Genomic DNA, 25883 nt, shown 5'->3' with positions numbered 1-25883 from the left:
GATTACGGGCGAGCGGCGGCGGGCGCCGCTTCCCCAGATACGGGAGCGGCCGGAGCTTGAGCCGCAGCGACGGCGGGCGCCGCAGTCGGCGTCGGCAGGGCCACGGCGGCGCGAACGATGTCGGCCAGAGCAGGCGCAGTGCCCGAATCAACCGCCTGCACGCCCGCCTGGGCGCGCTGGCGGATGTCGTCCGGCACGTTCTGACCCAGTTGCAGCTGAACGAAGATCTGACGCGCTTCGGCGGTCTTGCCATGCTGCAGCAGGGCCATGGCCTGGGCTTCCTGCGCGAAGGCGTGCAGCGGGCGCTTGTCGTTCGCCAGAGGCTCCAGGCGCTTCTGGATATCGGCCAGCGGAGCGGTGTCCATCAGCAGGAAGACAGCCTTGATCGCGGCGGCGTCGGCGATGATCGGATCGCCAGCGGCCTTGGCGGCGTCGTCGAACAGCTTGACCGCATCCTCGGTCTTGTTGGCAGAAACGGCGATTCCAGCCTGCTGCATCAGGGCCAAGGCCTTGTAGGCGCCGTTGCCCGACTTGGCGGCTTCGGCGAAGGCGGCGTCAGCGCCCGACGGATTATTGGCCTGCAGGGCGATCATGCCGCGATCATAGGCGGCAGAGGCCTTGTCGGCCTGATTCGTCACATAGCTCTGCCAGCCCCACCAGCCCAGGGCGGCGACCAGGGCGACCGCCAGCAGACCTGCGCCGATCGGCAGCCAGGTGCGGGCCATACGCTTGTATCGATCGGAGCGAAGCTCCTCCTCGACCTGTTCGAAGACATCAACCACGAAACGTCGCCCCAAAAACCGCTGCCAAGACTGGTCGCTAAACCGGCGCGACCCTAGAGGGTCGTCGTCCTGCCCGCAACGCAGGCGTTTGCGCCGCGACCTGAAATTTCAGCAGTAGGTCGCGACTTCGGCAGGAAAACGGCGCTCAGATTTCCTGCGACAGCTTCACGACCCCGGCCGCAAGCAGCGCGACCAGAACCCCGGCCGTGGCCCAGAACATCTGCATTCCGCCCATGGAGCTCATATCCACCCCGGCCAGACCGACCCGATCCAGCAAGGACTGGACGGCCTGAGCGCCATCCACGCCCGCCATGCTCAATCCCTGAACGACAGGCTGCGCGCCCGTCGATGCGGACGCCGACGACTCGGTGAAGTTGAAATTGACGTTCAGAACCTCGCGCACGGCGATGACGCCGCCGACCAGCCCCGCAATCGACAGGGCCACGGTCCGGAAACGCGAGGATTTATTCAGCTTCGCCGCCAGGGCAGCCTCGAACTGGGCCGAATCGGCAAAGGCCGGAGCCTTGGCGAACAGGCGCTCGATGGCAGGGTCGAACTCATCAACCGACATGGGACGCGCTCCCGTGAGCAACCGGTTCCGGTTGGAGCCGGGCCCGAAGTTTATCCAGACCACGCTTGACATGAGATTTCACCGTTCCAAGCGGCAAATTAATGGCGGCCGCGATTTCGGGATGGGACAGGCCCGCCCCGTGGCACAGGGAGACGCACAGGCGCTCCGGTTCAGTCAGCCCCTTCATCGCCTCGTCCAGATCCATGCGCCCGGCGCTGTCGACATGAGGCGCGATCTCGTCGTTCTCGACCTCGGCCACGTAGCGGGCGTCCTTCGAGCGACGTTTCAGATACAGACGGGCGGCGATCCGCTTGATCCAGGCGCCGAAGGTCCCCTCGCCCCTGAACTCGGCGCACTTCTCGAACGCCAGCAGAAAGGCGTCCTGGGCCACGTCGTCGGCCAGGGCGGGCTGCGCCCCCATCCGACGCAGCAGGCCGCGCACCGCCGGACTGTGGCGACGCACCAGTTCCCCGAACTCGCGACGCCCGCCCGCCGCCGACAGGGCGGCGAGCTCGACATCGTGCAGATCGCGTAAAGGCTTGGCCATGACGGTCTCCCCTCCCGGCCCGCCTCAACCCTTGTTCTTGTTGAAGATGCTCAGAACAATGAAGGCCAGACCGATCATGCCGGGCACCGCGGCGCTGCCGGCGATCGGATAGAAGGCGTCCATCTCGGCGAAGCTGACCATGTAGCCAAAGAGGGCGACGCCCAGGCTGACCGCCAGCAGGATGACGCCGACCCGCAGGTCGCGCGCCGCCGACGCCGGGGGCTTGATGTTGTCCTTGCTCAGCGAGTCGATGACTTCCGGCGGCAGCGGCTGGCCCTTTTCGATGGCCGAGCGCAAAGTCGCCTGCATCTCCTTGCGCTCCTTGCTCTTCAGCCAGCTCGGCACGATCACGATCGCACCGATCATGATGAAGAATGCAACGGGAATGAACTCTTCCATGGGTTTCGCCCCTTCTTGAACAGTGGAGCCGAGCGTGACGCTGCGGCCTTCTGATAACAAGAGGTGATGAGGGCGCCGATCAGATGCAGGATCGCGCATGAACTCTTTGTAAGGCAACGGCCGCTGTCACCACAGCGTGACTCGACAGCGGCCCGCGGTCGATCAACGGTGTCGAAGCGGCGTCGTTCGCGCGTGCAGTGGCCTTGATCCTTCCTCCTGACCCTGAGGTGTCCGCCATGCTGCCCCAACTGTCTGCGCTGGGCTGGTTTCATACGCTCGGCAGCCTGCCCGCCGTCCCCATCGGCCTGATCCTGCTGCTGATGCATGGGCGGATCGATCCCGCCACGCGGATGGGCAAGGCCTATCTGGGCTTTATGTTCATCGGGGCCATCTCGGCCATCTTCGTCATCAAGTCGCCGCCCGGGGCCGCCGTGGCCGCACTCAGCCTTATCTCGCTGACGGTCGGGGCGACGGTCGGGTTCATCAAGCCCGTGGCCCGCTATCGCTGGTCGATCGAGACCATCGCGCTGAGCATTTCATACTTCACCCTGCTGCTGCCCAGCGTCACCGAGACCCTGACCCGGCTGCCGGCGGGCGATCTGGTCGCCTCTGGCGTCGAAGACCCCTTGGTCGTCGGCTTTCAGTTGACCCTGCTGGTCCTGCTGATCCTCGGCGTGACCTTACAGCTTTTGTCCCGCCGTCGACGCCTGTCGCCAACGGCCCTCGCCTGAAGGAAAACGCGTGACCCGTATCGTTTATCGCATCGTCCCCCACGACGGCGGCTGGGCCTACAAGCTGGGCGACAGCTTCTCCGAGACCTTCGCCACCCATGACGCCGCGCGCGCCGCCGCTGTCGCCGTGTCGCGCGAGCAGCAGGTGCCGGACCGCACCTCGTGGATCGAGTTCGAGGATACGTCAGGCCAGTGGATCACCGAGCGCGCCGACGGCCACGACCGCCCGGAAACCGCAGTAGAGGATTAGGCGGAAAATGCCTCGGCGTAGCGTTCGGGCTTGAAGCCGACCAGCGTGCGCCCGTCGCCCAGGTCCAGCACCGGCCGCTTGATCAGCGACGGCTGGGCCAGCATCAGGGCGATGGCCTTGTCGGCGTTCAGGTCGGCCTTGTCCGCGTCCGGCAGCTTGCGGAAGGTGGTCCCGGCGCGGTTCAGCACCGTCTCCCAGCCATGCTCGGCGATCCAGCGCTCCAGATCGGCCTTGTTGGCGCCCGCGACCTTGTAGTCATGAAAGGCGTAGTCCACGCCCTGCCCGTCCAGCCAGACGCGCGCCTTCTTCATCGTGTCGCAGGCCTTGATGCCGTACAGAGTGATGGTCATGGGGCGCTCCTCGCTTGCTGAGAGCCGCGATCTGGCACCGGGAGACTTAGGGGTCAAATTCCAGTTTCTCGCTTGCGCTCGAAGATTCTAGGCATGCTCGCGCTTTCACCGCATGGTGACGCCATGCGCTCGATACTCATTTCGGTTCTCATAGTTCTGGCGACGTGCGGAGATGCGTTTGCGCAAGTCCGCATGGAGGCTCGTCGAGCCTGGACCGACCCTGACCTTGGCGGCGCCATAGTCGAGGGAATCGGCAAGGGGAATGATCTCTGGCTTCGCGGTGCGTCTAAAAAGGTCGTGCGATTTGACAGACGGACCGGCGAACGTGTGGTTGCCGCTAACGACGCCATCGATGTGATGGCCGATGGCCAGCACCTCTGGGCGCTTGTCACCCTGAACGCGAATGAAAGCCTAGTGAGAGACCTTCTGGATACTGATCTGCCTGAGCGGCGCATCTATTTCGAAGGGAGTCCCATCTCTTTGTTCTCGACGCCCGAAGGCCCCGGCGTCCTGACAACAACGACGGTGTTGATTCCGTCAGGTCAGGGCTTCACCCGACTGCGTCTCGCTGCATCTCTCGAACCCTACGCACACGTCTCGCCCCTGACGGGAAACGTGCTGTTCGTCGGTTATAACAAGGGCGAATGGGGTGGTGGCCTGCGTCGCGTTGATGTGTCCACCGGCACGGTCTCCATCGTGAAAGAAACGAGCGACCAACTGTGCGGAGGACGGCTGAATCCCGAGTGCGCCCCGATTGTCGGCATCATCCCTGACGCCGCGAACGCAGACTGCGTATTGGTTGGGGCCAGCTTGGCGCACCTAAATGGACGGTACGGCGAAGTCCTGCGGGTTTGCGACGACAAGATCACGCCGGTCTTCAGCGCCCCGCTGCCCGTCGTGCCGAAATCTCTAATCAATCGTCCCGGCCAGACCTGGCCCTTCACTGGCTTGGTGGAGACTTTCAATGGCTGGGTCGCGGTGGGGCAAGAGCGCTTTGCTCGCGCGCGAGGAGCAGCCGCAACAATGGGAGAGGTTCCCATTCTTCGGCCCCGGGCAGGCCTTCAAATTTCCGATCCAGTGGACGGCATCATTTTTGTCGAGGCGGCCTGTTGCTGGGGCTCGGACACGTCCGTTCAATATCAGGTCGTGGCGATACCTCTCGATCAGTAGTGAAGAGCCCCCCATGAAGCTCTACGCCCATCCCTTCTCGTCCTACTGCCAGAAGGCGCTGATCGCGCTGTATGAGAACGACACGCCGTTCGCGTTCCGGCTGCTGGAGGGCGAGGCCGCCTTCGCCGAACTGAAGACGCTATGGCCGGTCGGCAAGTTCCCGGTCTTGCAGGACGGCGACCGCACGGTCGTCGAGGCCACGGCCATCATCGAGCATCTGGCGGTGCGTCATCCCGGCCCGGCGCGCCTGATCCCCGCCGATCCGGCCGCCGCCGTCGAGGTGCGGATGATGGACCGGGTGTTCGACCACTATGTCTCGAGCCCGCAGCAGAAGCTGGTGGCCGACGCGCTGCGGCCCGAGGGCCACCGCGATCCCTATGGCGTGGCCGAGGCGAAGCAGATGCTGGAAACAACCTACGCCTGGCTGGACCAACGGCTGGCGGGACGGGAATGGGCCACCGATCACGGCTTCAGCCTGGCCGACTGCGCCGCCGCGCCCGCGCTCTTCTACGCCGATTGGTCGCATCCCATCGACGACCGCTTCGCGACGCTGAAAGCCTATCGCGCACGGCTGCTGGCCCGGCCGTCGATGGCGCGGGCGGTGGACGAGGCCCGGCCCTATCGCGCCCACTTCCCGTTGGGCGCGCCGGTTCGGGATTAAGCCGCCTTCTGGCTCCACAGGTCCAGATCGGCCTCGCGCCCGATCAGGGCCAGGCCGGAGGCGATGGATTCGAACTCGCCGCCGGTCTCGATGCGGTCAGCGCCGAAGCGGCGGATGAAGATGTCGCGCACCGCCGGCACGAAGGAGGTGCCGCCGGTCAGGAAGACGCGGTCGATCTGCGTCCCGTCCAGACCCGACTGGGCCATGGCCTCCTCGACGGCGGTCTCCATGACCTGCAGCTCCGGCGCGATCCAGCCCTCGAAGTCCGTGCGCTTGACCGGCTTCTCGATCCGCACCGATCCGGCGACGAAGGAGAAGACCGCTTCCTCATCGCGCGACAGGGCCTCTTTCAGGCCCGAGACGGCGCGATAGAGGGCGTAGCCGTGGTTGTCGTCCAGCACCTCGATCAGGCGCTCGATCTTCTCGGGCTCCAGCGCCGTTGTCGCCAATCCGCGAATGTCGCGCATATCCTTGGACGCGCGCAGCAGAGCCAGTTGGTCCCAGCGGGCAAAGGCGCTGTAGTAGCGCTGGGGGATCGGCAGGCGGTTGTCGAAGGCCCGGTACAGGCTGCCCTTGCCCAGTTCCGGCGAGACCAGCTGGTCGATGATCCGATAGTCGAAGGCGTCACCCGCCACGCCCACGCCCGAACGTGCCAGCGGCGTGGACTTCAGCGCGCCGTCGGCCCGCTCAAAGCGCACGATGGAAAAGTCGCTGGTGCCGCCGCCGAAGTCGGCGACCAGGACATTGGCGTCCTGCTTCAACTCGCGCGCAAAGAAGAAGGCCGCGCCGACGGGTTCGTAGGCGTAGCGAATGTCGGTGAATCCCAGCCGAGAGAACGCCGCCTCATAGCGCTCCAGCGCCAGGGCCTCGTTTGGGTTGCCCCCGGCGAAGGTCACGGGACGGCCGACAATGATGCGCGGCGGCAGGGCGTCCATCGCCCCGTCGGCGTGATGCTTCAGCCGCAGCAGGAAGGCTGACAACAGGTCCTCGAACTGATAGCGGCGGTTGTCGATCCGGGTCTCGGTGAAGGCGGCGCTGGCGGCGAAGGTCTTGAACGACTGGATGAAGCGGGTGTCCAGCGGGTCCTCGACATAGGCCTCGATGGCCCAGGGACCGGCTTCGATGACCCGTTCGGGCGCGCCGCCATCGCGCGCCTCGTGCAGTTGGAAGCTCAAGGCCGAGCGGAAGGCGAACAGATCCTTCTCGTCCGCCTGGAACCGCACCAGGGTCGCCGGGCCGTCGCCTTGGGTCAGCGACACCACCGTATTGGTCGTGCCGAAGTCGATGCCGATGGTGGCGGGCGTCGCGGACGTCATGGGGAGAACCTGCGGGGAGAGGGGCCGGGGTTCCTAGCCCCCTGCCCGCTGACGTCAAGGGCGCGTGTGCCGAGCGTGGAAATGGAGGCCCGCCTGCGCCACAGTGCCGGGATGCGCGATTCGTCCCCCTCAGCCCCCAGCTTCTACGAGTTCTTCGCCGGCGGCGGCATGGTCCGCGCCGGTCTGGGGCCTGCCTGGACCTGCCTGTTCGCCAATGATTTCGACGCCAAGAAGGGCTTCTCCTATCAGGCCAACTGGGGCACCGGCGGCGAGCTGACGGTGGGCGACATCCGCGCCCTGGACGCGGCCCAGTTGCCGAGCACGGCCGCCATGGTCTGGGGCTCCTTCCCCTGTCAGGACCTGTCGCTGGCCGGCGCCGGCGCGGGGCTGAAGGGCGAGCGGTCCGGCACCTTCTACGCCTTCTGGGACCTGATCCACGGCCTGATCAAGGACAAGCGCGCCCCGCGCATGGTGGCGGTCGAGAACGTCTGCGGCGCCCTGACGTCGCACGGCGGCAAGGATTTCGAGGCCATCTGCCGGACCTTCGCCGAGGCGGGCTATCTCTACGGCGCCCTGGTCATCAACGCCGATCTGTTCGTGCCCCAGTCGCGCCCGCGCCTGTTCGTCATCGGCGTGCGCGCCGATGTGGAGGTCGCGCCCGACCTGCTGTCGCCGGAGCCCATCGAGCCCTTCCACACCCGCGCCCTGCGTCGCGCGGTGGGGAACCTGCCTGATGACGTGCGTGACCACCTGCTGTGGTGGAACGTGCCGACGCCCGAGCGCCGCATCACCACCTTCGCCGACATCATCGAGGACCGCCCCACCAGCGTCGCCTGGCACACCCAGGCGGAGACGAAGAAGCTGCTCGACATGATGTCGCCGGTCCACCTGGCCAAGGTCGCCGCCGCCAAGCGCGCCGGGCGCCGCATGGTCGGGGGCGTCTATCGCCGGACCCGCGTCGATGAGACCGGCGCCAAGGTCCAGCGCGCCGAGGTTCGCTTCGACGACGTGGCCGGCTGCCTGCGCACCCCCTCGGGCGGGTCCAGCCGTCAGGTCATTCTGGTGGTCGAGGGCCGGCGCATCCGCTCGCGCCTGATCTCGGCCCGCGAGACGGCGCGGCTGATGGGGCTGAAGGACAGCTACGTCCTGCCCCGGCAATACAGCGACGCCTATCACCTGACCGGCGACGGGGTGGCGGCGCCGGTCGTGCGGCATCTGGCCGAGCATGTGTTCGAACCGCTGGTTCACGGCGTGACCGCCGTCGTCAGGGACGTTCAAGCCGCCTGACTGGCCCCACCGTCTCGGACCTGACCGCCTGAGGCGCTTCGCCGCCTTCCGGTCCGCCCCGCGTCCAATCCTGTCCACACACCGATCATCCGGCGCCCGCGCGCCGGACCGTCGCCGCATTTCCGTCGAAATGCGGACGGAACCCATGGCCGCACCATTGGTTAACAAGTTCTTAATGTGCCGCTTGCGCTTTCGGGAATTCCCGCGTCAGATGAATGCAGTCGTAGATCTTTTCAGAACAGATTAAAGATACCTGATCACTTAGGATCGTAAGAGATGGTTGAAAATCGTCATTTCTACAATCGTAACGAGACCTTTTACGAATCCGACAAAGCAACAATCATTGTTGCTGGTGGAGCAGGTTTCCTTGGATCGCATCTCTGCGCGCGATTGATCGAAAATGGTCACACGGTGATCTGCATTGACAACTTCCATACGGGGAGACCGCAGAACGTCGAACACTTGGAATCATCGGGTCGATTCACCCTGATCCATCACGACATCAACGACCCTGTTCCGGACGATCTGCCTGCCGTTGATCAAATATATAATCTGGCCTGCCCGGCGTCTCCTGTTCACTATCAGTATGATCGTGTCAAAACGGCCCTGACTTGCTCGCTCGGTACGCTCAATCTTCTGAACAGGGCCGCGACTGATCACGCGCGCTTCTTCCAGGCCTCGACGTCAGAGATCTACGGCGACCCCGAAGTTCATCCACAGACCGAAAACTACAGGGGCAACGTCAATACGGTCGGCCCCCGGTCCTGCTATGACGAGGGCAAGCGCTTCGCCGAAACCCTGGTCACGGACTTCGGCGCCCAGCACGGACTGACGACGCGGATCGTGCGCATCTTCAACACCTATGGCCCGCGGATGCACCCCGACGACGGGCGGGTGGTGTCGAACTTCATCGTCCAGGCCCTGCTGGGCGAGGACATCACCATCTACGGCAGCGGCGAGCAGACCCGCTCCTTCTGCTTCGTCGATGATCTGGTCGAGGGCTTCGTGCGCCTGATGAACGCGGACGCCGACATCGACGGCCCCATCAACATCGGCAATCCCAACGAGACCACGGTCAATGAACTGGCCGAGCAGATCCTGGCCATGGCGGGATCCAGCTCCAGGATCGTCTATCACCCCCTGCCGGTGGACGACCCTCGTCGACGCAAGCCGGATATTTCACGCGCCCTGGCGCGCCTGAACTGGTCGCCGCAGGTGCCCCTGCATGACGGCCTGTCCAGGACCATCGCCTACTTCATGGACGAGATGAGAAACAGCGGTCGCAGCCCGACAAGCGCGTTCGCCTCCTGACGCACCCTAAGAGAAACGCACGAAACGACTGGAACGACACTCCAACACGGAAATCCTGGGCGGGCCTTTCGATGCAAAACTACAGCGTTCCGACGATCCTGATCTGGCTGTTCGCCATATCCCAACTGCTTTACCTGGGCTGCTTCCTGCTCGAGATGTATTTCCGCGCCCTGCGCGTCAATCGCGTGGACATGGACGCCCCCATGCCTGCCGAAGCGGACATGCCGTTCATCGTCCTGCTCTACCCGGTTCTGCGCGAGCTCGAGCGCACGATGGAGACCACCTTCACCGCCCTGGCCAAGCTGGACTATCCGCGTGATCGCTATCGGGTGGTGGCCATTCCCAACGCTGACGACACTGAGACCATTGCCAGCCTGAGCCGGCTGACGGCGGCCTACCCCTTCGTCGAAATCCTCGAGGTTCCGCCGACGAGCGACCCGCGTTGGGATCCTGTCTGGAACGCCTGGGACGCCAACCCCAAGGCCTACTGGTGGCATCGCGGCAAGCGCGCCGGGGTCAAGGATCTGCCGCCCAAGAAGACCCGGCAACTGATCTACGCCCTCTATCAGGTCGCCGAGACCTATCGCGACAAGGTCAATCTGACCCTCAACTACATCGACGCCGACAGCTGCCCGCCGGCCGACCATTTCAAGGCCGCCGCCATCGGCCTGCAGACCTATGACGTGCTGCAGGCGCGCAACGTCGCCGGCAATCTGACGGCCAGCCTGCCCGCCGCCTTCCACGCCTTCGACCACATGACCTGGGACGGTGCCAAGTACGGCCACCTGTCGGACCCCAAGCAGCCCTTCTGGGTCCTGGGCAAGGGACTGTTCTTCAAGGTCGATGACCTCATCGCCCTCGGCGGCTTCCACCCGTGGATCACCATCGAGGACCCCGAGGTCGGCGAGCGCTTCTGGAAGAACGGCAAGACGCTGGGCATCATCGACAACTCCCTGATCGAAGAGGTGCCCGAAACCTTCGGCGAAGGCATCACGCAGCGGAAACGCTGGGTCGCCGGCTTCTTCCAGAGCCTTGGCACGCCCTTGAAGGAGATGGACTTCACCTTCAGCGAGCGCCTGCGCGCCTGGACCAACTTCCTGCCCTGCATGTCCCTGTGGGTGAACACCCTGGGCATCCCGCTGGGGATCTGGGCGGCGTGGCGCTTCTTCAACGGCGACGACTTCCTTCCCCTGTGGCTGGTGATCCTGTCGATCTTCAACATCATCGCCTTCACCGTCCTGATCGTCGGGCTCTACATGAGGACCTGGACGCGGACCGGACTGGTTCTGGAGCGCACCAGCGAGCGGATCGGCTACATGCTGATGGTCAATCCGATCTTCGTGATGATCTGGTGGTGCGTCTGGATCATTCCGCTGACGCTCGGCTTCGTCATGTACCTGAAGGACAGCGGCCAGGTCTGGCAGCGGACCGAGAAGGTCGACGCCAACAATACGCTCGTGCGGTCCAAGCTGGATCAGTACGGCGTCCTTCGCCACGACCATTGAGCGGATCGATCATGGACAAGCATATCCTGATCACGGGCGGCGCCGGCTTCATCGGTTCGCACCTGACGGACGCCATGTTGGCGCGCGGCTATCGCGTCAGCGTGCTCGACAACCTGTCGCCCCAGGTCCACGCGGACGGCGAAATGGACGCCGACGGCTGGCCGACCTACCTCGATCCTCGCGCGCGCCGCATCAAGGGCGACCTGCTGGACGAGGGCGTGTTCGAGGCCGCGCTTGACGGCGTCACCCACCTGGCCCACCTGGCGGCCTCGGTCGGGGTCGGCCAGAGCATGACCAACATCGTCGACTACACCCGCAACAATGTCATGACCGCAGCCGTCATGCTGGAGGTGCTGTCTCAAAGGCCGCACACGATCCAGCGCATGGCCGTGGCCTCGTCCATGTCCATCTATGGCGAGGGTGACTACATCCGCCCCTCGACCAACACCCACGTCACCGCCGATGTCCGCTCGCACGCCCAGCTTGAGGCCCGGCAGTGGGAAGTCATGATCGACGGCGAGGAACTGGAACCCGTCCCCACCGCCGAAGACAAGCTGCTGCAGCCCAACTCCATCTACGCGGTGAACAAGCGCGACCACGAAGAGATGTTCCTCTCGGTCGGGCGGGCGCTTCAGATCCCCACCGTGGCCCTGCGCCTGTTCAACGCCTATGGCTCGCGTCAGGCCCTGAGCAACCCCTACACCGGGGTCGCCGCCATCTTCATCGCGCGCCTGCTCAACGACCAGCCGCCCCTGGTGTTCGAGGATGGACGGCAGATGCGCGACTTTGTTCACGTCCAGGACGTGGCCCGCGCCTTCGCGACCGTCCTCGACAGCGAACGCCAGACCTGGGACGTGTTCAACGTCGGCAGCGGAACCCCGATCTCGGTGAATGAAATCGCCGGCGTTCTGGCCCGCCTTCTGGGCAAGAACATCGCGCCCGAAGTGCTGAACAAGTATCGCGTCGGCGACATCCGCCACTGCTTCGGCGACATCTCCAGGATCGAGCAAGCCTACGGCTTCAAGCCGGAGCGGGACATGGAAACCGGGATGGCGGAACTGATCGACTGGGTCTCGCACACCAAGCCCCCGGTCGACCGTAGCGCCGAGAGTCTGGCTGAACTGGCGCGAGGAAAACTGGTCGTCTGAAAGTATTAACCAAAATGATCGAGCTTAGCTGAAGCGCCTTCCTCTGCGCCGCCGAGAACGCGACGCGCCGATACTATCGTCAGGGAAAGTTCATGACCGCCCATCGCCGTCGTTTCGCATCGAAAACCCTCTTCGCAGCGGCCCTGCTCATCCTCGGCGCAGCCGGCTGGGCCGGAAGCGCCGCGGCGCAGAGCGATGTGACGATCTTCGCCGGCGGCAAGCTGGACGTCGCGGATTCGGCCTATGCAGGCGCGACGGTCGGCCTGCCGGGCTCTGTCGACGGCAAGGGCTGGGCGGTGCGCGGGGCTGTCTATACCGGCGGCTATGACTATCGCAGCGGCCCGACCACCATCGACGCGGACTTTACCGGCGGACAGGCGGAATTGATCTATCGCTACGGCTCCGGCCCGACCTGGGGCAGCGTCGGCGTCGGCTATCGCTATGTCGACACCGACCTCAGCCCGGCAGACCCCGGCAATCGACGTGACGGCGGCGAGGGCGAGGTCATGGTCAGCCTGGACGGCGGTCATGTGGCTGGCCCCTGGCGGGTTGATTGGTACGGCTCCTACGGCTTCCAACTCGACGACTACGACGCCATGGTCAGCCTGACCCATACGGTCGGCGCTTCGGGCCGCCTGCGCGCGGGCCTGGAAATCGCCACCGACGGGGATTCCAACTACAGCGCCTATCACGTCGGCCCCGTTCTGGGCGTCAAGATTGGCGAAGAGGCCGAGTTCCAGATCTCGGCCGGCCTGAGCGACGGGGATGACCGCGACTCCGACGGCTATGTTCGCGTCGGCTTCTACCGCAGCTTCTGATCCCGGCCGCATAACGGTCCTCGCCAAGCTTAGCCCTAGAATAGGTCGCCAAACCGCGACTGCAATTCCGCCCTAAAACTACCCATCGGCAATCGTTAACCCGGCGTTATCCCCGGGGAGCTTAACGATCACGCTTACTCTTCTCCGCTTCTTGAGAAGGCTAGGCGTAGTATGCTGACGCTTCCGTCACGACGATCTGTATTGGCCGGTCTCGCGCTGACGCCGGCGCTCGCCGTTGCGCCGCATGGCGCATGGGCTGAAGGAGAAGGCGCCGCCCTGCCCGACGCCTCCAGCGCCCTGCCCTCCCTATCTCACGCCGCCCGCAGCGGCGGCCGCTACTATGGCGCCGCCGCCCGCGCCGACCATCTGCGCCAGGACAAGGCCCTGCGCGCCGCCATTCTGCGCGACTGCGAGGTGCTGACCCCAGAGATCCACCTCAAGTGGAACTCGCTGGAGTGGCGCAAGGGGCAGTTCCACTTCGCCCCCGTCGATGATCTGCTGACGTTCGCCGACGACAATGGCCTGCGCGTGCGCGGCCATACCCTGCTGTGGGATCAGAGCACGCCGGACTGGGCCAAGCACGAGATGCTGGAACGCCGAGACTGGCGGCTGATGTCCGAGCATTTTTCGCGCGTGCTGGGCCGTTACGGCTCGCGTATCGAAGAGTGGGACGTGATCAACGAGCCCATCGACACCCAGGCCGGCGCCCGCAACTTGCGCCGCAACACCTTCTTCCGCGCCTTCGGCCCGACCTATATCGAACGCGCGATGGAAGAAGCGCGGACCCATGCGCCCAAGGCCCATCTGGTCATCAACGACTACGGCTTCGAGTACGGCAATCCCGTCGACAAGGCCCGCCGCCAGGCTTTCGTCGCCCTCGCCCGTCGCCTGCGCGCGGCGAACGTTCCGCTGGACGGCGTAGGGGTTCAAGCCCACCTCGACCTGTCCAAGGGGCCGATCGACACGGTCGGCCTGCAGGAAATGACCAAGGCCCTGATCGATCTGGGCCTCGACATCACGGTGACAGAGCTGGACGTCAAGGAGTCGGAAGCCGCCGCCCCGACCACCGCACGTGATCAGAAGGTCGCGGACGAAACCCGCCGCTACCTCGACGTCATGCTGGCCTTCCCCGAGGTGCGCGGCGTGGTGACCTGGGGTCTGACCGACAAGTTCTCCTGGTTGACCGAACAGATCGACGCTCGCGCGCGCGCCGCGCACGGCGTCAACCGCGGCCTACCCTATGACGACGCCTACAGCCCCAAGCCCATGTACTGGGCCCTGAACGAGTCCCTGGGCGCCAGCGCCTGACCGCTGATGTCAGAACTCGTCATTTCTCCTGGCGAGCGCCACCGCTGGACAAGCTGCAAGTTTTTGCGGCAGGAACACGCACCCTTTCTGTCTGGCTGGCGTTAGGGAAGCGAAGCCGGGGGCTAGGTTGCGTACACTCGCCAAAACAATTGATCTGGTCGCCGCGTTCGACGCCTCGCCCAACCCCTATATGCTGCTGGACGCCCAGCTGCGCTATGCGGGCATGAACCAGGCCTATCTCGACGTGACCCATCGGCGGCGCGAGGACCTGCTGGGTCAACCCGTGATGCAGGAATACGACGCCGGACCGGGCAAGGAAGCGACGGAAAACGCTCGTCAGCTTCTGACCTCCTTCCAAAAGGTGCTGGCGTCGGGCCAGCCCGATCATCTGGCTGTGCTTCACTATCCCATCCCGGTGCCGCAGGCTGACGGGACGACGATTTATGACGATCGGTACTGGAGTTGCACTCACACGCCGATCAAGGACGCCGAGGGTCGCGTCACCCACATCCTGCAGCACACCAGCGACATCACCGAACTGGAGCGGCTGCGCCGTCAGGTCGGGCGCCTGAGGCCCGAAGAACCGACCTCTGCTCTGGACAGCCTGATCGGCGGCGGGATGTTCCGCCGCGCCATGAGCGTGCAAGCGGACAATCGCCGGCTGGAGACCGAGCGGCGACAACTGCTCGATATGTTCATGCAGACGCCGGGGTTCGTGGCGGTGCTGAACGGCCCGGAGCACGTGATCCAGCTGCACAACGGCGCCTATGGCCAGTTGATCGGCCATCGCGACGTGGTCGGAAAGCCCATCCGCCAAGCCCTGCCCGAACTGGCGGGTCAGGGCTACTACGACTTTCTCGACGAGGTGCTGGCGACCGGCGAGCCGTTCCACGGCCGCCAAAGCCCGGTGCAGTTGCAGCAAACGCCCGACGCCGCCCTGGCCACGCGGTATCTGAACTTCATCTATCAGCCGATCCGCGACAACGGCGGCGAGATCGTGGGAGTCTTCGTCCAGGGCCATGACGTCACCGACACCGTCCTGGCCGCCGAACGCCAGAAGCTGATGATCGATGAGCTGAACCATCGGGTGAAGAACACCCTGGCCACGGTCCAATCGATCGCCATGCAGACCGCGCGCTCGCACGAGGATCCGCGTTCCTTCGCAGAGACCTTCCAGTCGCGCATCCTGTCGCTGTCGCACACTCACGACCTGCTGACCCGCAGCCACTGGGAAGGCGCCGATCTGCGCGAGGTGCTGGAGCACGAAACGACGGCCCACGGTCTGCACCGCCTGACCCTGAACGGTCCCAATGTCGCGCTGGACCCCGCCATGGCCGTGTCTCTGGGCATGATCTTCCACGAACTGGCGACCAACGCCGCCAAGTATGGGGCCCTGTCGCCAGGCGAAGGGCGCGTGCTGGTCGACTGGTCGGTCGCTGACCAGACCAATCCACACCTCGGCATCGTCTGGCGCGAGACCGGCGGACCGTCGGTGGCCCAGCCTGAACGCCGGGGGTTCGGCAGCCGTCTGATCGAACGCAATGTGCGACATGATCTGGCGGGCACGGTTCAGATGCACTATCGCGACGACGGCTTCACCGCCGAAATCACCATCCCCTTAAGCAAGGAAGCCGCATGACCAACGCTTTGCAGGGCCGTCGCGTGCTGGTGATCGAAGACGAGTCCCTCGTGGCCATGCTGCTGGAAACCATACTGGACGACATGGGCTGCGCCGTGGTGGGGCCGGAGTCAAACATCGACGACGGCTTGCGGGCCGCGACGACTGAAGGCGGGCTGGACGCCGCCCTTCTGGACGTCAACGTCGCGGGTCGCGAAGTCTTTCCGGTGGCCGAGGCGCTGAAGGCGCGCGGCGTGCCCTTCGTCTTCTCGACCGGCTATGGCGAGGCTGGCCTTCCCGAACACTGGCGCGGCAATCCCACCATCCAGAAACCCTTTACCGAGGGCGCCATCCGCGACGCCCTGATGAAGGCGATGAACATCAGCCTGGCCTGATCAGCGCAGCTTGATGTCCTTCAGCACGGCGCGCGCTGCGTTGTGGCCCGGCGCGCCGGTGACGCCGCCGCCGGGATGGGCGCCGGATCCGCACAGATAGAGGCCCGGCACCGGCATCCGGTGATCGGCGTGGCCCAGCACCGGCCGGGCGCTGAACAGCTGATCCAGCGTCAGCCGTCCATGGAAGATGTCGCCGCCGACCAGGCCGAAGCGCCGCTCCAGATCGCGCGGCCCAAGCGCCAGCCGCCCGACCACCGAGGCCTTGAATCCCGGCGCATGGGCGTCGATCGTCTCGATCATCAGGTCGGCCACGGTGTCGCGATGCGCGTCGGCCAGATCGGGCGAGACGTGCTGGCAGAACAGGCTGGCGACGTGCCGCCCCGCCGGCGCCAGGCTGTCGTCCAGGGTCGAGGGGATCAGCATCTCGACAATGGGCTTCGACGACCAGCCGTTCAGCCGCGCCTCGGCGTGGGCGCGGTCCATATAGTCCAAGGTCGGCGCGATGATGATGCCCGCCGTCAGATGATCCCCCGCCTGCGGCAAGGCGGTGAAACGCGGCAGTTCGGACAGGGCGACATTCATGCGGAAGGTGCCGGAGCCCGAGGCGTAGCGGCTCATCCGCGCGGTGAAGTCCGCCGGGACCACGGCCGGATCCACCAGCCGGTCGAACAGCAGACGCGGGTGCAGATTGGAGACGACGGCGCGTGCGCGAATGACGTCGCCCGCCTCGGTCACGGCCCCGACCGCCCTGCCCCGCTCGGTCAGCACCTCGACGACGGAGGCGTCCAACCGGATGTCGACGCCCTGCTCGGCGCAGGCGGCGGCCATGGCCTGGGTGATGGCGCCCATGCCGCCGATGGCATGGCCCCAGGCCCCCTTCTTGCCGTTCACCTCGCCAAAGACATGGTGCAACAGGACATAGGCCGAACCGGGCGTATAGGGGCTGGCGTAGTGGCCGACCACGCTGTCGAAGCCGAACAGGGCCTTGATCGGATCGCTCTCGAACCAGCCGTCCAGCCAGTCGCCCGCCGACTTGGCGAACAGGTCCAGCAGGTCGCGCTGCGCCGCCAGGCCCAGCCCCGAGACCCGCCGCCCCAGCGACGCCGCCTTCAGCATCTCCGGCAGTGCCGCCAGCCAGCCGCCTTCGACCACGTTCGGCGGGGTGGTCAGGATCAGGTCGCGCAGGATGGCAGCGACCGTCTCCAGCCGCGCCTCATACTCGGGCAGGCGCTCGGCGTCGCGGATCGAGAACTTCGCCACCTCGGCCTGGGTCCGCCCCTCGCCGGTCAGCAGGTAGCGCCCGTCGCTAAAGGGCATGAAGTTGGCCGCCCGCCGCTCGACCACCCGCAGCCCGTGGCGCGGCAGTTCCATGTCGGCGATGACGCGCGGATTCAACAGGCTGACGGTATAGCTGGCCGTCGAGTTGCGGAAACCGGGATGGAATTCCTCGGTCACCGCCGCCCCGCCGACGACGCCGCGCCGTTCCAGCACCGTCACCTTCAGCCCGGCCCGCGCCAGATAGTAGGCGCAGACCAGCCCGTTATGCCCCCCGCCCAGGATGACGACATCCGTCTGTGATTGGGTCATGCTTTCCGCCCCCGATTCCGGAAGCGAACGCTAGCATCACAGCCGACGCGGGGTGAACCATCCGTCCGGAGTGCGCTGCACCGACCCGGCCACGGCAAGAACCGCCAAGGTCTGTTCGATGCGATCCTCCATCCGCCGCCCGCGACGACCGCTGAACCGCGCCGCCAGAGCGCGGGGACCGACCGGCATGCCTTCCTGCCTCAACGCGTCGAGCAGGGCGGAAGCCATGGGCCCTGGCGCCTCGGGCAAGAGCAGCAAGCTGGCCGCGACATCGAGATTCGCCTCGACCTGCACCGCGCGACGGGAGGTCTTCACGCGCCCGGCCTGGAAGTCAGGCCGCAGGAACCGCACCTCGCCGCGCCCCTCCTCTACCGCCCGCTCGCGGTTCAGGGCGACAAGGCGCGTCACGGCCTCCTGTGCCGGGAGGTCGGCGGGCCAGCCATACGCAGACAGCACCGCCGCATCGAGACGTCGATGCAAGTGATCCAACAGGCCGATGCAGCCGGCCTCATGCACGGCGCGCTCCGCCTCGGTCAGCGTCCCGCCGGCCGCCCACCGCGCTCGAGCATTGTAGAGGCCGGTCATGCTCAGGAAACCGTGCCGCTCCAGCACCTGGGCACGCAGAGCGTCGATCTCATCCGCCAGGATCGCGATCTCGGCTCTGACTCGCCCCGAAAGGTCAGGGAACGGGAAGGCGTCAAAACAGGGGCCTTTCGTATAGACAGGACGGTCTTCCAGCGTCCCGCCCTGCGCCAGCGCCCAGTCACCATGCAATCGCGACGACAGGACGCCCAGAACAGCCGCGTCATCCGACGCCATACAGATCAGCCGATTATCGGGCAGGATGTCCGCGTCGAGAAATCGGAACCACCGATGCTTGGCGGTTTCGACCGTGGCGATATAGCGCTCCAGCCCCTCAAGCGCCGGGCGCAACTCGCGGCGCGGCTCGCCAAAGACCCACCAGTTGTCGCGGTATGAGGGGCGGTTGTTGCGGTCGCGCTCGGGCTTCACCGTCTCCAGCAGGTGCTGAAAGATAGCCGGGTGCCGCCGCCGCACCTCCGCCTCCTCCCAACCGAACAGGTCGATGACCTTCGCCCCCCGCGGGCGGTCCGCCAAATCCCGACCGTTTCGATAGGCGCGGATCGGCGAGACCGCCTCCATGTCGGACGCGGACAGCAGGGCCGCCGCCCGATCCGTCGCAACGATAAAGCCCGCGCCATGTAGCTTGACCCCCGGCGAACACAGCAGAGCGTTGGCCTTCAGTTCTACAGCCTCGGTCACGTCCACCCCCACGGTCAGGTCCGCCGCTATCGCGCCGCGCGCCTCCGCGAAGACGATCTCGGGCGCGTCGGTGTGCAGGCCCGCCTCCGAGATAACAGTCAAAAGCCTGCCTTGACCTTGCGTCTCGCCGCGTTCGGCCACGGTCATCGCGATCCGGACGGCGGCGCGATCCCCGCCCTTGATCCAGGGATGGTCCGGGATCGCGAAGACCAGCCGCATCGGCGGCGTGCCCTTCAGGTGATGTTCCAGAACACGCCGCGAAAAGGTCTGGGTGATCGAGTTGGTGGTGATGAAGCCGAAACGGCGCAGGCTGGAGCCCTTCTCCGTCAGGATGTCCGCCGCCCTATCCCACCAGGCTGTCACCAGGTCGGCTGAGCGGAACCGCCCTTGCCGCACCTGCCACAGGGCGTCGACATAGCCGTCGCCCAGTTCGCGCCTCAGGTCCTTGCCGCCGATGAAGGGCGGGTTGCCGATGATGAAATGCACGTCCGGCCATGGCGTCGGACGCGGATCGATCAGGCGCACGACCTCCCGCTCAACATCGTCCGCGACGAACAACACCGGTGCCCCGTCATTCGGGCGTCGAGGCCTCGATCGCGTGACAGGCCGCCCTGCGGCGTCGCGAACCAACTCCTCACGCGACCACGACAGCAGGGCGTCCGTTTGCCGGATCTTCTCGAAGTTGCGCAGGATCGGTTCCGATGGCTTGGCGTCGCCATAGACCCGGAAATGCCACTGCAGATAGCCGATCCACATCACCATCTCGGCGATCCAGGCGGCGTAGGCGTTCTTCTCCAGTCCCCAGAACTGTTCAGGACTGACCGTATGACCGTCCAGAGCCAACAATCCCTGCGCTTCGCCCATCTCGGCCAGGACCGCCAGGACCTCGCCTTCCAGTTCCTTCATCATCCCCATGGCGACATAGAGGAAGTTGCCGGTGCCGCAGGCCGGGTCCAGCACGCGGATGCGGCATAGATCCCGGTGGAAATCACGCACCAACTTGCGCGCGGCCTTCTGGTCGCCTGCCGCATAGAGGCCCAGCGCGCTGCCCTCGGCGGCCTCCCAATCGGCGCGCAACGGCTCCATGATCGTCGGTTCGACCAGGCGCTCGACAAAAGCACGCGGCGTGTAGTGGGCGCCGAGTTCAGACCGCTCGTCCGGCGCCAAAGCCTGCTCCAGCAGGGCGCCGAAGATCGCCGGCTCGACGGACGCCCAATCGCGCCGGGCGGCGGCGATCAGGGCCTCGAGTTCGTCTTCCGTGATCGGGAGGGCCGCAGCATGGCGAAAGAGGCCCCCGTTGAACCGGCGCAGGGTCTGGCGAATGGCCGAGCAATGCCCGCCCTCGTCCATGCGCCGAAAGAAGTCGCCCGCCCCCAGATGGAACTGATCGGCGTGGCCGCGATAGCTTTCCAGGAAGCGCCGGAACCCCTTGTCCTCGATCAGGCCGACGCTGTCGGCGAACATGGCGAAGATGCACTGCATGACAAACAGGGCCGTCTGGTTGGCCCGCGCCGCCTTGGCCACTGAATCAGGCCGTCCATCCTCGCCAGCCGGAACCCGCCCGCCGATTGAGCGCACCAGCCAGGCCAGACGGGCGGCGATGTCGGTCGTCACCTCAGCCACGCGAGCGGCGGGGTCCAGGCTCATCGGATCGGACCAGACCCGCCTCAGCCGATCCCGCACCGCCTCGTCGCGCAGCTGCGCCATCTCGATGCGATAGCGGGCGCGGTCGGGGAACGGGACATAGGCCTTGCCCTGCCGCCCGAAGTCGGACCACAGCTCGATGGCTCGCCCCACGTCCACGACGATGATGAAGGGCGGCCATTCATCCAGGGCCTTGGCGTAGTTCTCGGCCTGACGCTTGGCGTTGCGCATAAGAGCCTCAAGCGTGTGCGGCGGCGGCGGCGAAACCCTGCGCCCGCGTCCGCCGAACAAGGCCAGTTGGGGCTGCGGGTCCAGCGCCCCGCCCGCCCCGCGCTTTCCCGACTGCTTGGCCTCCAGCACGAAGGCGCCGCGCCGATAGCAGTCGATATAGCCGGGGTGGCTGCCGCCGTCCTCGTGCAAGAACTTCACCGGGCGCTCGAAGCAGTAGTCGAGGTCGCCTGCCCGCTCGTCGTCCGGCGCCGGCTCCCCGATCAGGCGGCAGAGCTGGGCGATGAAGGTCTGATAATGGGCGCGCTCGCTGATCGGCGCCTCGGACCAGCGGCGAATGAAGTCGTCTGCATCCATGGATTGTCGGCCTCCCCACCGACAACCCTAGATTACAGTAACGATAAAATACAACCTTTAGGTGATATCACCATCCGAATAGCGACGGTGAAGCAGGGGCGCGCCCAGCCAGTAGCAGAGCTCAGCCGGGCGGGTGATGTCCCAAACGGCGAGGTCGGCGGCCTTGCCCGGCTCGATGGTCCCGACCTCGTCCTGCAAGCCCAGGGCGCGGGCGGCGTGGCGGGTGGCGCCGGCGATGGCTTCTTCCGGGGTCAGGCGAAACTGAACGCAGGCCAGGTTCAGCGCAGCTGTCATCGAGGCGACAGGCGAGGTGCCGGGGTTGCAGTCGGTCGCCACCGCCATGCGAACGCCGTGCTGGCGCAGCAGGGCCACCGGCGGCGCCTTGGTCTCGCGCAGCATCAGGAAGGCGCCGGGCAGCAGGACCGCGACGACACCCGCCTCGGCCATGGCCTGAACCCCCGGCTCGGTCGTGTGCTCGATGTGGTCGGCGGACAGGGCGTGATAGCGGGCGGCCAGGGCCGCCCCGCCGCCGTCCGACAACTGATCGGCGTGCAGCTTGACCGGCAGACCCAGCGCCTTGGCCTTGTCGAACAGGCGCGCCACCTCGTCCGTGGTGAAGGCGATGGGCTCGCAATAGGCGTCCACCGCGTCGACCAGAGCCTCGGCATGGGCAGCGGGCAGGATTTGATCCACAGCCTTGTCCACATAGACGGCGCGGTCGGCTTTATGCTCAGACGGGACGGCGTGCAGGCCCAGATAGGAGGTGCGGACCCGCACCCCGGCGTCGCGCCCGATGCGTCGGGCGACGCGCAGCATCTTCAGCTCGCTGTCGTGGTCCAGGCCATAGCCGGACTTGATCTCGACCGTGGTGACTCCGGTGGCCTTCAGCCCCTCCAGACGCTTGCAGGCCGAGGCGTAGAGTTCGTCCTCACTGGCCTCGCGCGTAGCCTTGACCGAGGAGACGATGCCGCCCCCGGCGCGCGCTATCTCTTCATAGGTCGCGCCCTCCAGCCGCCGCTCGAACTCGCCCGAGCGGTCGCCGCCGAAGACCAGATGGGTATGGCAGTCGATGAGGCCCGGCGTGACCCAGCGGCCGCCCAAGCTGTCGGTTTCCACAGCCTTGTGCACAGGCAGGTCGGCGCGCGGCCCGACCCAGACGATGCGCCCGCCCTGGATCAGGATGGCGGCGTCCTCGATCGCGCCATAGGGGGCGCCGCCCTCGGTCATGGCGGCGACGTGGCAGTCGGTGATGAGACGGTCGGCGAGGATCATCGCGCGGCTGCTCCGCTGAGGATTTCGCAGAACCAGCGTCCGGCGGTCAGGGAGCCGAGATCGCCGACTTCGAGCGAGGGGTCGTATTCGGTCAGGTCGACGGCGCGGACCTTGGGATGAGCCCCAATTGCGCGGGCGGCGTCGAAGAAGTCGTGGACAGAAACCCCGAAGGGGCGGGCGCCGGGGCTGGCGGGCCACTGGCTGCGGTCGATGACGTCGATGTCGAAGTCCACGTAGATGACCTCGCACAGGGACGACAGGCGCTCCAGCTCCTCGACCACCACCGTCGCCAGACCGCGCTGGCGGCACTCGCGGGCGGTGCGGACACTGATGCCCGCCGCCTCGGCCTTTTCGTGGGCGCGGCGGGTGTTGGCGAAGGGGGCGAGGCCGACCTGGCTGATGCGATGGCCGTCCAGCCCATCGTCCAGCAGGGCCTGGATCGGGTTGCCGTTGGTCAGGCCTTGATCCGTGTCGCGCAGGTCGAAATGTGCGTCCAGCGTCAGGACGCCGACGCGCTCCAGCCCGAGTGCATGGACGCCAGGCCGGGTGATGGCGTTGTTGCCGCCGACCAGAATGGTCAGGGCGCGGTGGCCTTGCGCAGCCACAGCATCGCGCACCGGCTCGAAGGCGTCGAAAGGCGAGACGGCCTTCAGCGCCACGTCCCCGGCGTCATGCACCTTGAGATCCAGCTCCAGCCCCGTCTCGACGTCATAGGTGGACAGGCGCGGCAGGACGGCGCGCAGGGCCTTGGGCCCCAGATCGCAGCGGCCCGGCGTCAACGACCGCTCGTTCAACGGCGCGCCGATCAGGGCGACGGGGGCGTCGGGATGGTTCCCCACGAGATCGCCGACAGAGCGCCAGCCCAGGGCTTCAGACGGTTGGCTCATCGGGATCATCCTTTAGTCGGGGAAAAGCGGGCGACCAGATCATAGGCCGCGCCGGGGAAGGTCTGCCACGCCCAGGTCACGCCCTGACCGTCGCGCCAGGTGCGGCGCTCCAGCCTGAGGCAAGCCGCGCCGTCGGCCAGACCCAGATGGGTCGCGGTCTCGGGGTCGGCGCCGACGGCGGAGATGCGATGCTCGGCCTCGGTCCAGGGCATGTGGGCCAGAAGCCAGCCGCCCGGCGGCTGGGCGGTGAAGTCGGCGGCCTCGGCCTCGGGCGCGGCGGTCAGGGAGATCAGGCGACGCTCGAAGACGAAAGGCAGGTCGTCGGCCAGGTGCAGGGTCTCCAGCTCAATCACCCGCTGGCCCAGCCCCTCGTCGGGCCGCGCGGGGCGGACGATGCGGCCCAGCAGGCGGTGGGCATAGGCCAGCCCCCTGCCCTCGACCTCGGACTGGATGTCGGGGATGGCGACGAGGGCGGACGAATGCACCGGCGGGTGGGCCACGACCGTCCCGGCGCGACGGCGGCGCACCACCAGAGCCCGCGCCGACAGGTCCGTCATGGCCCGCGACACCGTCATGCGGGCGCAGCCGTACTCCGCCATCAGCTCGGCCTCGGTCGGGATGCGGAAACCGGGCCGCCACTCGCCCGAGGCGATGCGGCGCTCGATGTCGCCGGCGATCCGTCGATGAAGCGGCTCTTGATCCATGAATCGAAACTGCCCCTTGCGCGCATTAATGTCTAGACATAACACTCCCCCAAACACGACGGCGGCTGACGCCGCATGGAGGATTCGATGGCCACGCCCAACACCCGCATCATCCGCAGCCCGCACGGCTCTGAAAAGACCGCCAAGACCTGGGCCGCCGAAGCGGCCATGCGGATGCTGATGAACAACCTCGACCCCGAGGTGGCCGAGCGTCCCGAGGACCTCGTCGTCTATGGCGGCATCGGCAAGGCGGCCCGCAACTGGGAGGCCTTCGACACCATGGTCGAGCAACTGCAGAAGCTGGAAGCCGACGAGACCCTGCTGGTCCAGTCGGGCAAACCGGTCGGCGTCTTCCGCACTCATGCCGACGCGCCGCGCGTGCTGATCGCCAACTCCAACCTGGTGCCCAAGTGGGCGACCTGGGACCACTTCAACGAGCTCGATAAGAAGGGTCTGGCCATGTACGGCCAGATGACCGCCGGTTCGTGGATCTACATCGGCACCCAGGGCATCGTTCAGGGCACCTATGAGACCTTCATGGAGGCGGGTCGCCAACACTATGGCGGCGACTGGTCGGGCAAGTGGATCCTGACGGCGGGCCTCGGCGGTATGGGCGGCGCCCAGCCCCTGGCCGCGACCATGGCCGGGGCGTCGTGCATCACCATCGAGTGCCAGCGCAGCCGCATCGAGTTCCGCCTGCGCACCCGCTATGTCGACGTCATGGCCGAGACCCTGGACGAGGCCCTGGCCCTGCTGGAGCAGTCGTTCAAGGACAAGAAACCCTTGTCGATCGGCCTCTTGGGCAATGCAGCTGACCTTCTGCCTGAAATGGTCAAGCGCGGCGTCCGCCCCGATCTGGTGACGGATCAGACCAGCGCCCACGACCCGGTCAACGGCTACCTGCCCTCGGGCTGGACCGTTGCCGAGTGGGAAGAAAAGCGCGTCAGCGACCCCGCCGCCGTCGAAGCCGCCGCGCGTCAGTCGATGGCCGTCCACGTTCAGGCCATGCTCGACTTCCACGCCATGGGCGTCCCCACCACCGACTACGGCAACAACATCCGCCAGGTCGCCTTCGACGAGGGCGTGAAGAACGCCTTCGACTTCCCCGGTTTCGTCCCCGCCTATATCCGCCCGCTGTTCTGCCGCGGGATCGGGCCGTTCCGCTGGGCCGCCCTGTCGGGCGATCCCGAGGACATCCGCAAGACGGATGAGGCGATGAAGAAGCTCTTCCCCGACAACGCCGGTCTGCACCGCTGGCTGGACATGGCGGGCGAGCGCATCGCCTTCCAGGGCCTGCCGGCGCGCATCTGCTGGATCGGCCTGGGCGACCGTCACCGCGCCGGTCTGATGTTCAACGAGATGGTGGCCTCCGGCGAACTGAGCGCCCCTGTCGTCATCGGCCGCGACCATCTGGACTCAGGCTCCGTCGCCAGCCCGAACCGCGAGACCGAGGCCATGATGGACGGCTCGGACGCCGTGTCCGACTGGCCCCTGCTGAACGCCCTGCTGAATACGGCCTCGGGCGCGTCGTGGGTGTCGCTGCACCACGGCGGCGGTGTCGGCATGGGCTATTCCCAGCACTCCGGCGTCGTCATCGTCGCCGACGGCACGCCGGAAGCGGCCAAGCGTCTGGAGCGCGTCCTGTGGAACGACCCGGCCACCGGCGTCATGCGCCACGCCGACGCCGGATACGACATCGCCAAGGACGCCGCGCGCGAACACGGCCTGAACCTGCCCTCGCTGGACCTGTAAGCCT

General features: G+C 66.4%; 24 protein-coding genes. 13 read left to right on the top strand and 11 right to left on the bottom strand.

The genetic code is table 11. From position 1 onward, the window contains the following. Nucleotides 1–2: 2 nt before the first annotated feature. The 4 genes from ACFYLW_RS04210 to ACFYLW_RS04195 form a co-directional block, all read right to left on the bottom strand. Nucleotides 3–725 (bottom strand): tetratricopeptide repeat protein, encoded by a 723-nt coding sequence (locus ACFYLW_RS04210; RefSeq protein ID WP_390182897.1) that lies wholly within the window; start codon nt 723–725, stop codon nt 3–5. 202 nt (nt 726–927) lie between these two features. Further along, nucleotides 928–1353, bottom strand: coding sequence for a hypothetical protein (locus tag ACFYLW_RS04205; RefSeq protein WP_312063597.1), 426 nt, complete (start codon nt 1351–1353; stop codon nt 928–930). Next, nucleotides 1343–1900: a sigma-70 family RNA polymerase sigma factor gene (locus ACFYLW_RS04200; RefSeq protein ID WP_312063596.1), complete on the bottom strand. Its 558-nt coding sequence runs from the start codon at nt 1898–1900 to the stop codon at nt 1343–1345. Before ACFYLW_RS04200 ends, ACFYLW_RS04205 begins: the two co-directional genes overlap by 11 nt. Before the next feature lie 24 nt (nt 1901–1924). Next, the gene (locus ACFYLW_RS04195) at nt 1925–2398 is read right to left on the bottom strand and encodes a DUF6249 domain-containing protein (protein WP_390182896.1); all 474 of its coding nucleotides are present in this window, start codon (nt 2396–2398) and stop codon (nt 1925–1927) included. A gap of 137 nt (nt 2399–2535) precedes the next feature. Between ACFYLW_RS04195 and ACFYLW_RS04190 the strand changes: the two genes are divergently transcribed. Together ACFYLW_RS04190 and ACFYLW_RS04185 are read left to right on the top strand one after the other, a co-directional pair. Next, complete coding sequence (locus ACFYLW_RS04190) at nt 2536–3030, top strand: hypothetical protein (protein WP_312063592.1); 495 nt, start codon at nt 2536–2538, stop codon at nt 3028–3030. A gap of 10 nt (nt 3031–3040) precedes the next feature. Continuing rightward, a complete protein-coding gene (locus ACFYLW_RS04185; protein ID WP_292082501.1) occupies nt 3041–3280 on the top strand; it encodes a DUF2188 domain-containing protein in 240 nt (79 codons plus the stop codon). On the opposite strand, the gene ACFYLW_RS04180 is transcribed toward ACFYLW_RS04185, so the two are convergent. After that, nucleotides 3277–3630, bottom strand: a complete 354-nt coding sequence (locus tag ACFYLW_RS04180) for an ArsC family reductase (RefSeq protein ID WP_312063590.1) — start codon at nt 3628–3630, stop codon at nt 3277–3279. The two genes, ACFYLW_RS04185 and ACFYLW_RS04180, sit on opposite strands and share 4 nt — an antisense overlap. A gap of 93 nt (nt 3631–3723) precedes the next feature. Here ACFYLW_RS04180 and ACFYLW_RS04175 point away from each other — a divergent pair, with 93 nt between their 5' ends. Both ACFYLW_RS04175 and ACFYLW_RS04170 read left to right on the top strand, forming a co-directional pair. Continuing rightward, entirely contained in the window at nt 3724–4800 is a 1077-nt protein-coding gene (locus ACFYLW_RS04175) for a hypothetical protein (RefSeq protein ID WP_312063588.1), read from the top strand. Between the two features lie 13 nt (nt 4801–4813). Continuing rightward, a complete protein-coding gene (locus ACFYLW_RS04170) occupies nt 4814–5461 on the top strand; it encodes a glutathione S-transferase family protein (RefSeq protein ID WP_312063587.1) in 648 nt (215 codons plus the stop codon). Here the strand turns inward: ACFYLW_RS04170 and ACFYLW_RS04165 are convergent. Continuing rightward, nucleotides 5458–6777 carry an Hsp70 family protein gene (locus tag ACFYLW_RS04165; RefSeq protein WP_312063585.1) on the bottom strand — a complete coding sequence of 440 codons (1320 nt, stop codon included), beginning with the start codon at nt 6775–6777 and terminating at the stop codon, nt 5458–5460. The two genes, ACFYLW_RS04170 and ACFYLW_RS04165, sit on opposite strands and share 4 nt — an antisense overlap. Nucleotides 6778–6888: 111 nt before the next feature. On the opposite strand from ACFYLW_RS04165, the gene ACFYLW_RS04160 reads away from it, so the two are divergent. The 8 genes from ACFYLW_RS04160 to ACFYLW_RS04125 all read left to right on the top strand — a co-directional run bounded on the left by ACFYLW_RS04160 (nt 6889) and on the right by ACFYLW_RS04125 (nt 16167). Beyond that, on the top strand, nt 6889–8064 hold the full coding sequence (locus tag ACFYLW_RS04160; protein ID WP_312063583.1) for a DNA cytosine methyltransferase: 1176 nt from the start codon (nt 6889–6891) through the stop codon (nt 8062–8064). Nucleotides 8065–8403: 339 nt separating this feature from the next. After that, nucleotides 8404–9375, top strand: coding sequence for a UDP-glucuronic acid decarboxylase family protein (locus tag ACFYLW_RS04155; protein ID WP_312063619.1), 972 nt, complete (start codon nt 8404–8406; stop codon nt 9373–9375). Nucleotides 9376–9446: 71 nt separating this feature from the next. Continuing rightward, nucleotides 9447–10880 (top strand): glycosyltransferase family 2 protein, encoded by a 1434-nt coding sequence (locus ACFYLW_RS04150; RefSeq protein ID WP_312063582.1) that lies wholly within the window; start codon nt 9447–9449, stop codon nt 10878–10880. Nucleotides 10881–10891: 11 nt separating this feature from the next. Further along, nucleotides 10892–12028, top strand: a complete 1137-nt coding sequence (locus tag ACFYLW_RS04145; protein ID WP_312063580.1) for an NAD-dependent epimerase/dehydratase family protein — start codon at nt 10892–10894, stop codon at nt 12026–12028. Nucleotides 12029–12120: 92 nt separating this feature from the next. After that, entirely contained in the window at nt 12121–12846 is a 726-nt protein-coding gene (gene bcsS, locus ACFYLW_RS04140) for a cellulose biosynthesis protein BcsS (protein ID WP_312063577.1), read from the top strand. 201 nt (nt 12847–13047) lie between these two features. Then, complete coding sequence (locus ACFYLW_RS04135) at nt 13048–14154, top strand: endo-1,4-beta-xylanase (RefSeq protein WP_312063575.1); 1107 nt, start codon at nt 13048–13050, stop codon at nt 14152–14154. A gap of 127 nt (nt 14155–14281) precedes the next feature. Next, nucleotides 14282–15793 (top strand): HWE histidine kinase domain-containing protein, encoded by a 1512-nt coding sequence (locus ACFYLW_RS04130; protein WP_313472614.1) that lies wholly within the window; start codon nt 14282–14284, stop codon nt 15791–15793. Next, complete coding sequence (locus ACFYLW_RS04125) at nt 15790–16167, top strand: response regulator (protein ID WP_292082485.1); 378 nt, start codon at nt 15790–15792, stop codon at nt 16165–16167. Before ACFYLW_RS04130 ends, ACFYLW_RS04125 begins: the two co-directional genes overlap by 4 nt. Here the strand turns inward: ACFYLW_RS04125 and ACFYLW_RS04120 are convergent, their stop codons facing one another. From ACFYLW_RS04120 to ACFYLW_RS04100, 5 genes are read right to left on the bottom strand one after another with little or no spacing between them, the layout of a single operon-like run. Then, nucleotides 16168–17754 (bottom strand): NAD(P)/FAD-dependent oxidoreductase, encoded by a 1587-nt coding sequence (locus tag ACFYLW_RS04120; RefSeq protein ID WP_312063570.1) that lies wholly within the window; start codon nt 17752–17754, stop codon nt 16168–16170. A gap of 36 nt (nt 17755–17790) precedes the next feature. Then, the gene (locus ACFYLW_RS04115) at nt 17791–21264 is read right to left on the bottom strand and encodes a DNA methyltransferase (protein WP_312063568.1); all 3474 of its coding nucleotides are present in this window, start codon (nt 21262–21264) and stop codon (nt 17791–17793) included. A gap of 57 nt (nt 21265–21321) precedes the next feature. After that, entirely contained in the window at nt 21322–22536 is a 1215-nt protein-coding gene (gene hutI, locus ACFYLW_RS04110; protein ID WP_313472616.1) for an imidazolonepropionase, read from the bottom strand. Next, nucleotides 22533–23423 (bottom strand): agmatinase family protein, encoded by an 891-nt coding sequence (locus tag ACFYLW_RS04105; protein WP_312063565.1) that lies wholly within the window; start codon nt 23421–23423, stop codon nt 22533–22535. Before ACFYLW_RS04105 ends, hutI begins: the two co-directional genes overlap by 4 nt. 5 nt (nt 23424–23428) lie before the next feature. Beyond that, nucleotides 23429–24127, bottom strand: coding sequence for a UTRA domain-containing protein (locus ACFYLW_RS04100; protein ID WP_312063564.1), 699 nt, complete (start codon nt 24125–24127; stop codon nt 23429–23431). An 87-nt stretch (nt 24128–24214) separates the two neighbouring features. On the opposite strand from ACFYLW_RS04100, the gene hutU reads away from it, so the two are divergent. Further along, nucleotides 24215–25879 carry a urocanate hydratase gene (hutU, locus tag ACFYLW_RS04095; protein WP_312063562.1) on the top strand — a complete coding sequence of 555 codons (1665 nt, stop codon included), beginning with the start codon at nt 24215–24217 and terminating at the stop codon, nt 25877–25879. The last annotated feature ends 4 nt before the right edge of the window (nt 25880–25883 follow it).

Origin of the sequence: Brevundimonas sp. NPDC007368, assembly GCF_042869015.1 — a bacterium.
Classification (GTDB): Bacteria; Pseudomonadota; Alphaproteobacteria; order Caulobacterales; family Caulobacteraceae; genus Brevundimonas.
Note: the sequence above shows the minus strand (reverse complement) of the source record. Positions and strands in the feature narration are given on the sequence as shown.

Excerpts from the sequence above, each read along its gene's own strand:
- ACFYLW_RS04170 (WP_312063587.1), top strand. The coding sequence starts at position 4,814 with ATGAAGCTCTACGCCCATCCCTTCTCGTCCTACTGCCAGAAGGCGCTG.
- ACFYLW_RS04210 (WP_390182897.1), bottom strand. The coding sequence starts at position 725 with ATGGCCCGCACCTGGCTGCCGATCGGCGCAGGTCTGCTGGCGGTCGCC.
- ACFYLW_RS04120 (WP_312063570.1), bottom strand. The coding sequence starts at position 17,754 with ATGACCCAATCACAGACGGATGTCGTCATCCTGGGCGGGGGGCATAAC.
- hutI (WP_313472616.1), bottom strand. The coding sequence starts at position 22,536 with ATGATCCTCGCCGACCGTCTCATCACCGACTGCCACGTCGCCGCCATG.
- ACFYLW_RS04205 (WP_312063597.1), bottom strand. The coding sequence starts at position 1,353 with ATGTCGGTTGATGAGTTCGACCCTGCCATCGAGCGCCTGTTCGCCAAG.
- ACFYLW_RS04190 (WP_312063592.1), top strand. The coding sequence starts at position 2,536 with ATGCTGCCCCAACTGTCTGCGCTGGGCTGGTTTCATACGCTCGGCAGC.
- ACFYLW_RS04160 (WP_312063583.1), top strand. The coding sequence starts at position 6,889 with ATGCGCGATTCGTCCCCCTCAGCCCCCAGCTTCTACGAGTTCTTCGCC.
- bcsS (WP_312063577.1), top strand. The coding sequence starts at position 12,121 with ATGACCGCCCATCGCCGTCGTTTCGCATCGAAAACCCTCTTCGCAGCG.
- hutU (WP_312063562.1), top strand. The coding sequence starts at position 24,215 with ATGGCCACGCCCAACACCCGCATCATCCGCAGCCCGCACGGCTCTGAA.
- ACFYLW_RS04100 (WP_312063564.1), bottom strand. The coding sequence starts at position 24,127 with ATGGATCAAGAGCCGCTTCATCGACGGATCGCCGGCGACATCGAGCGC.
- ACFYLW_RS04195 (WP_390182896.1), bottom strand. The coding sequence starts at position 2,398 with ATGCGCGATCCTGCATCTGATCGGCGCCCTCATCACCTCTTGTTATCA.
- ACFYLW_RS04105 (WP_312063565.1), bottom strand. The coding sequence starts at position 23,423 with ATGAGCCAACCGTCTGAAGCCCTGGGCTGGCGCTCTGTCGGCGATCTC.
- ACFYLW_RS04145 (WP_312063580.1), top strand. The coding sequence starts at position 10,892 with ATGGACAAGCATATCCTGATCACGGGCGGCGCCGGCTTCATCGGTTCG.
- ACFYLW_RS04175 (WP_312063588.1), top strand. The coding sequence starts at position 3,724 with ATGCTCGCGCTTTCACCGCATGGTGACGCCATGCGCTCGATACTCATT.
- ACFYLW_RS04165 (WP_312063585.1), bottom strand. The coding sequence starts at position 6,777 with ATGACGTCCGCGACGCCCGCCACCATCGGCATCGACTTCGGCACGACC.
- ACFYLW_RS04125 (WP_292082485.1), top strand. The coding sequence starts at position 15,790 with ATGACCAACGCTTTGCAGGGCCGTCGCGTGCTGGTGATCGAAGACGAG.
- ACFYLW_RS04115 (WP_312063568.1), bottom strand. The coding sequence starts at position 21,264 with ATGGATGCAGACGACTTCATTCGCCGCTGGTCCGAGGCGCCGATCAGC.
- ACFYLW_RS04180 (WP_312063590.1), bottom strand. The coding sequence starts at position 3,630 with ATGACCATCACTCTGTACGGCATCAAGGCCTGCGACACGATGAAGAAG.
- ACFYLW_RS04150 (WP_312063582.1), top strand. The coding sequence starts at position 9,447 with ATGCAAAACTACAGCGTTCCGACGATCCTGATCTGGCTGTTCGCCATA.
- ACFYLW_RS04200 (WP_312063596.1), bottom strand. The coding sequence starts at position 1,900 with ATGGCCAAGCCTTTACGCGATCTGCACGATGTCGAGCTCGCCGCCCTG.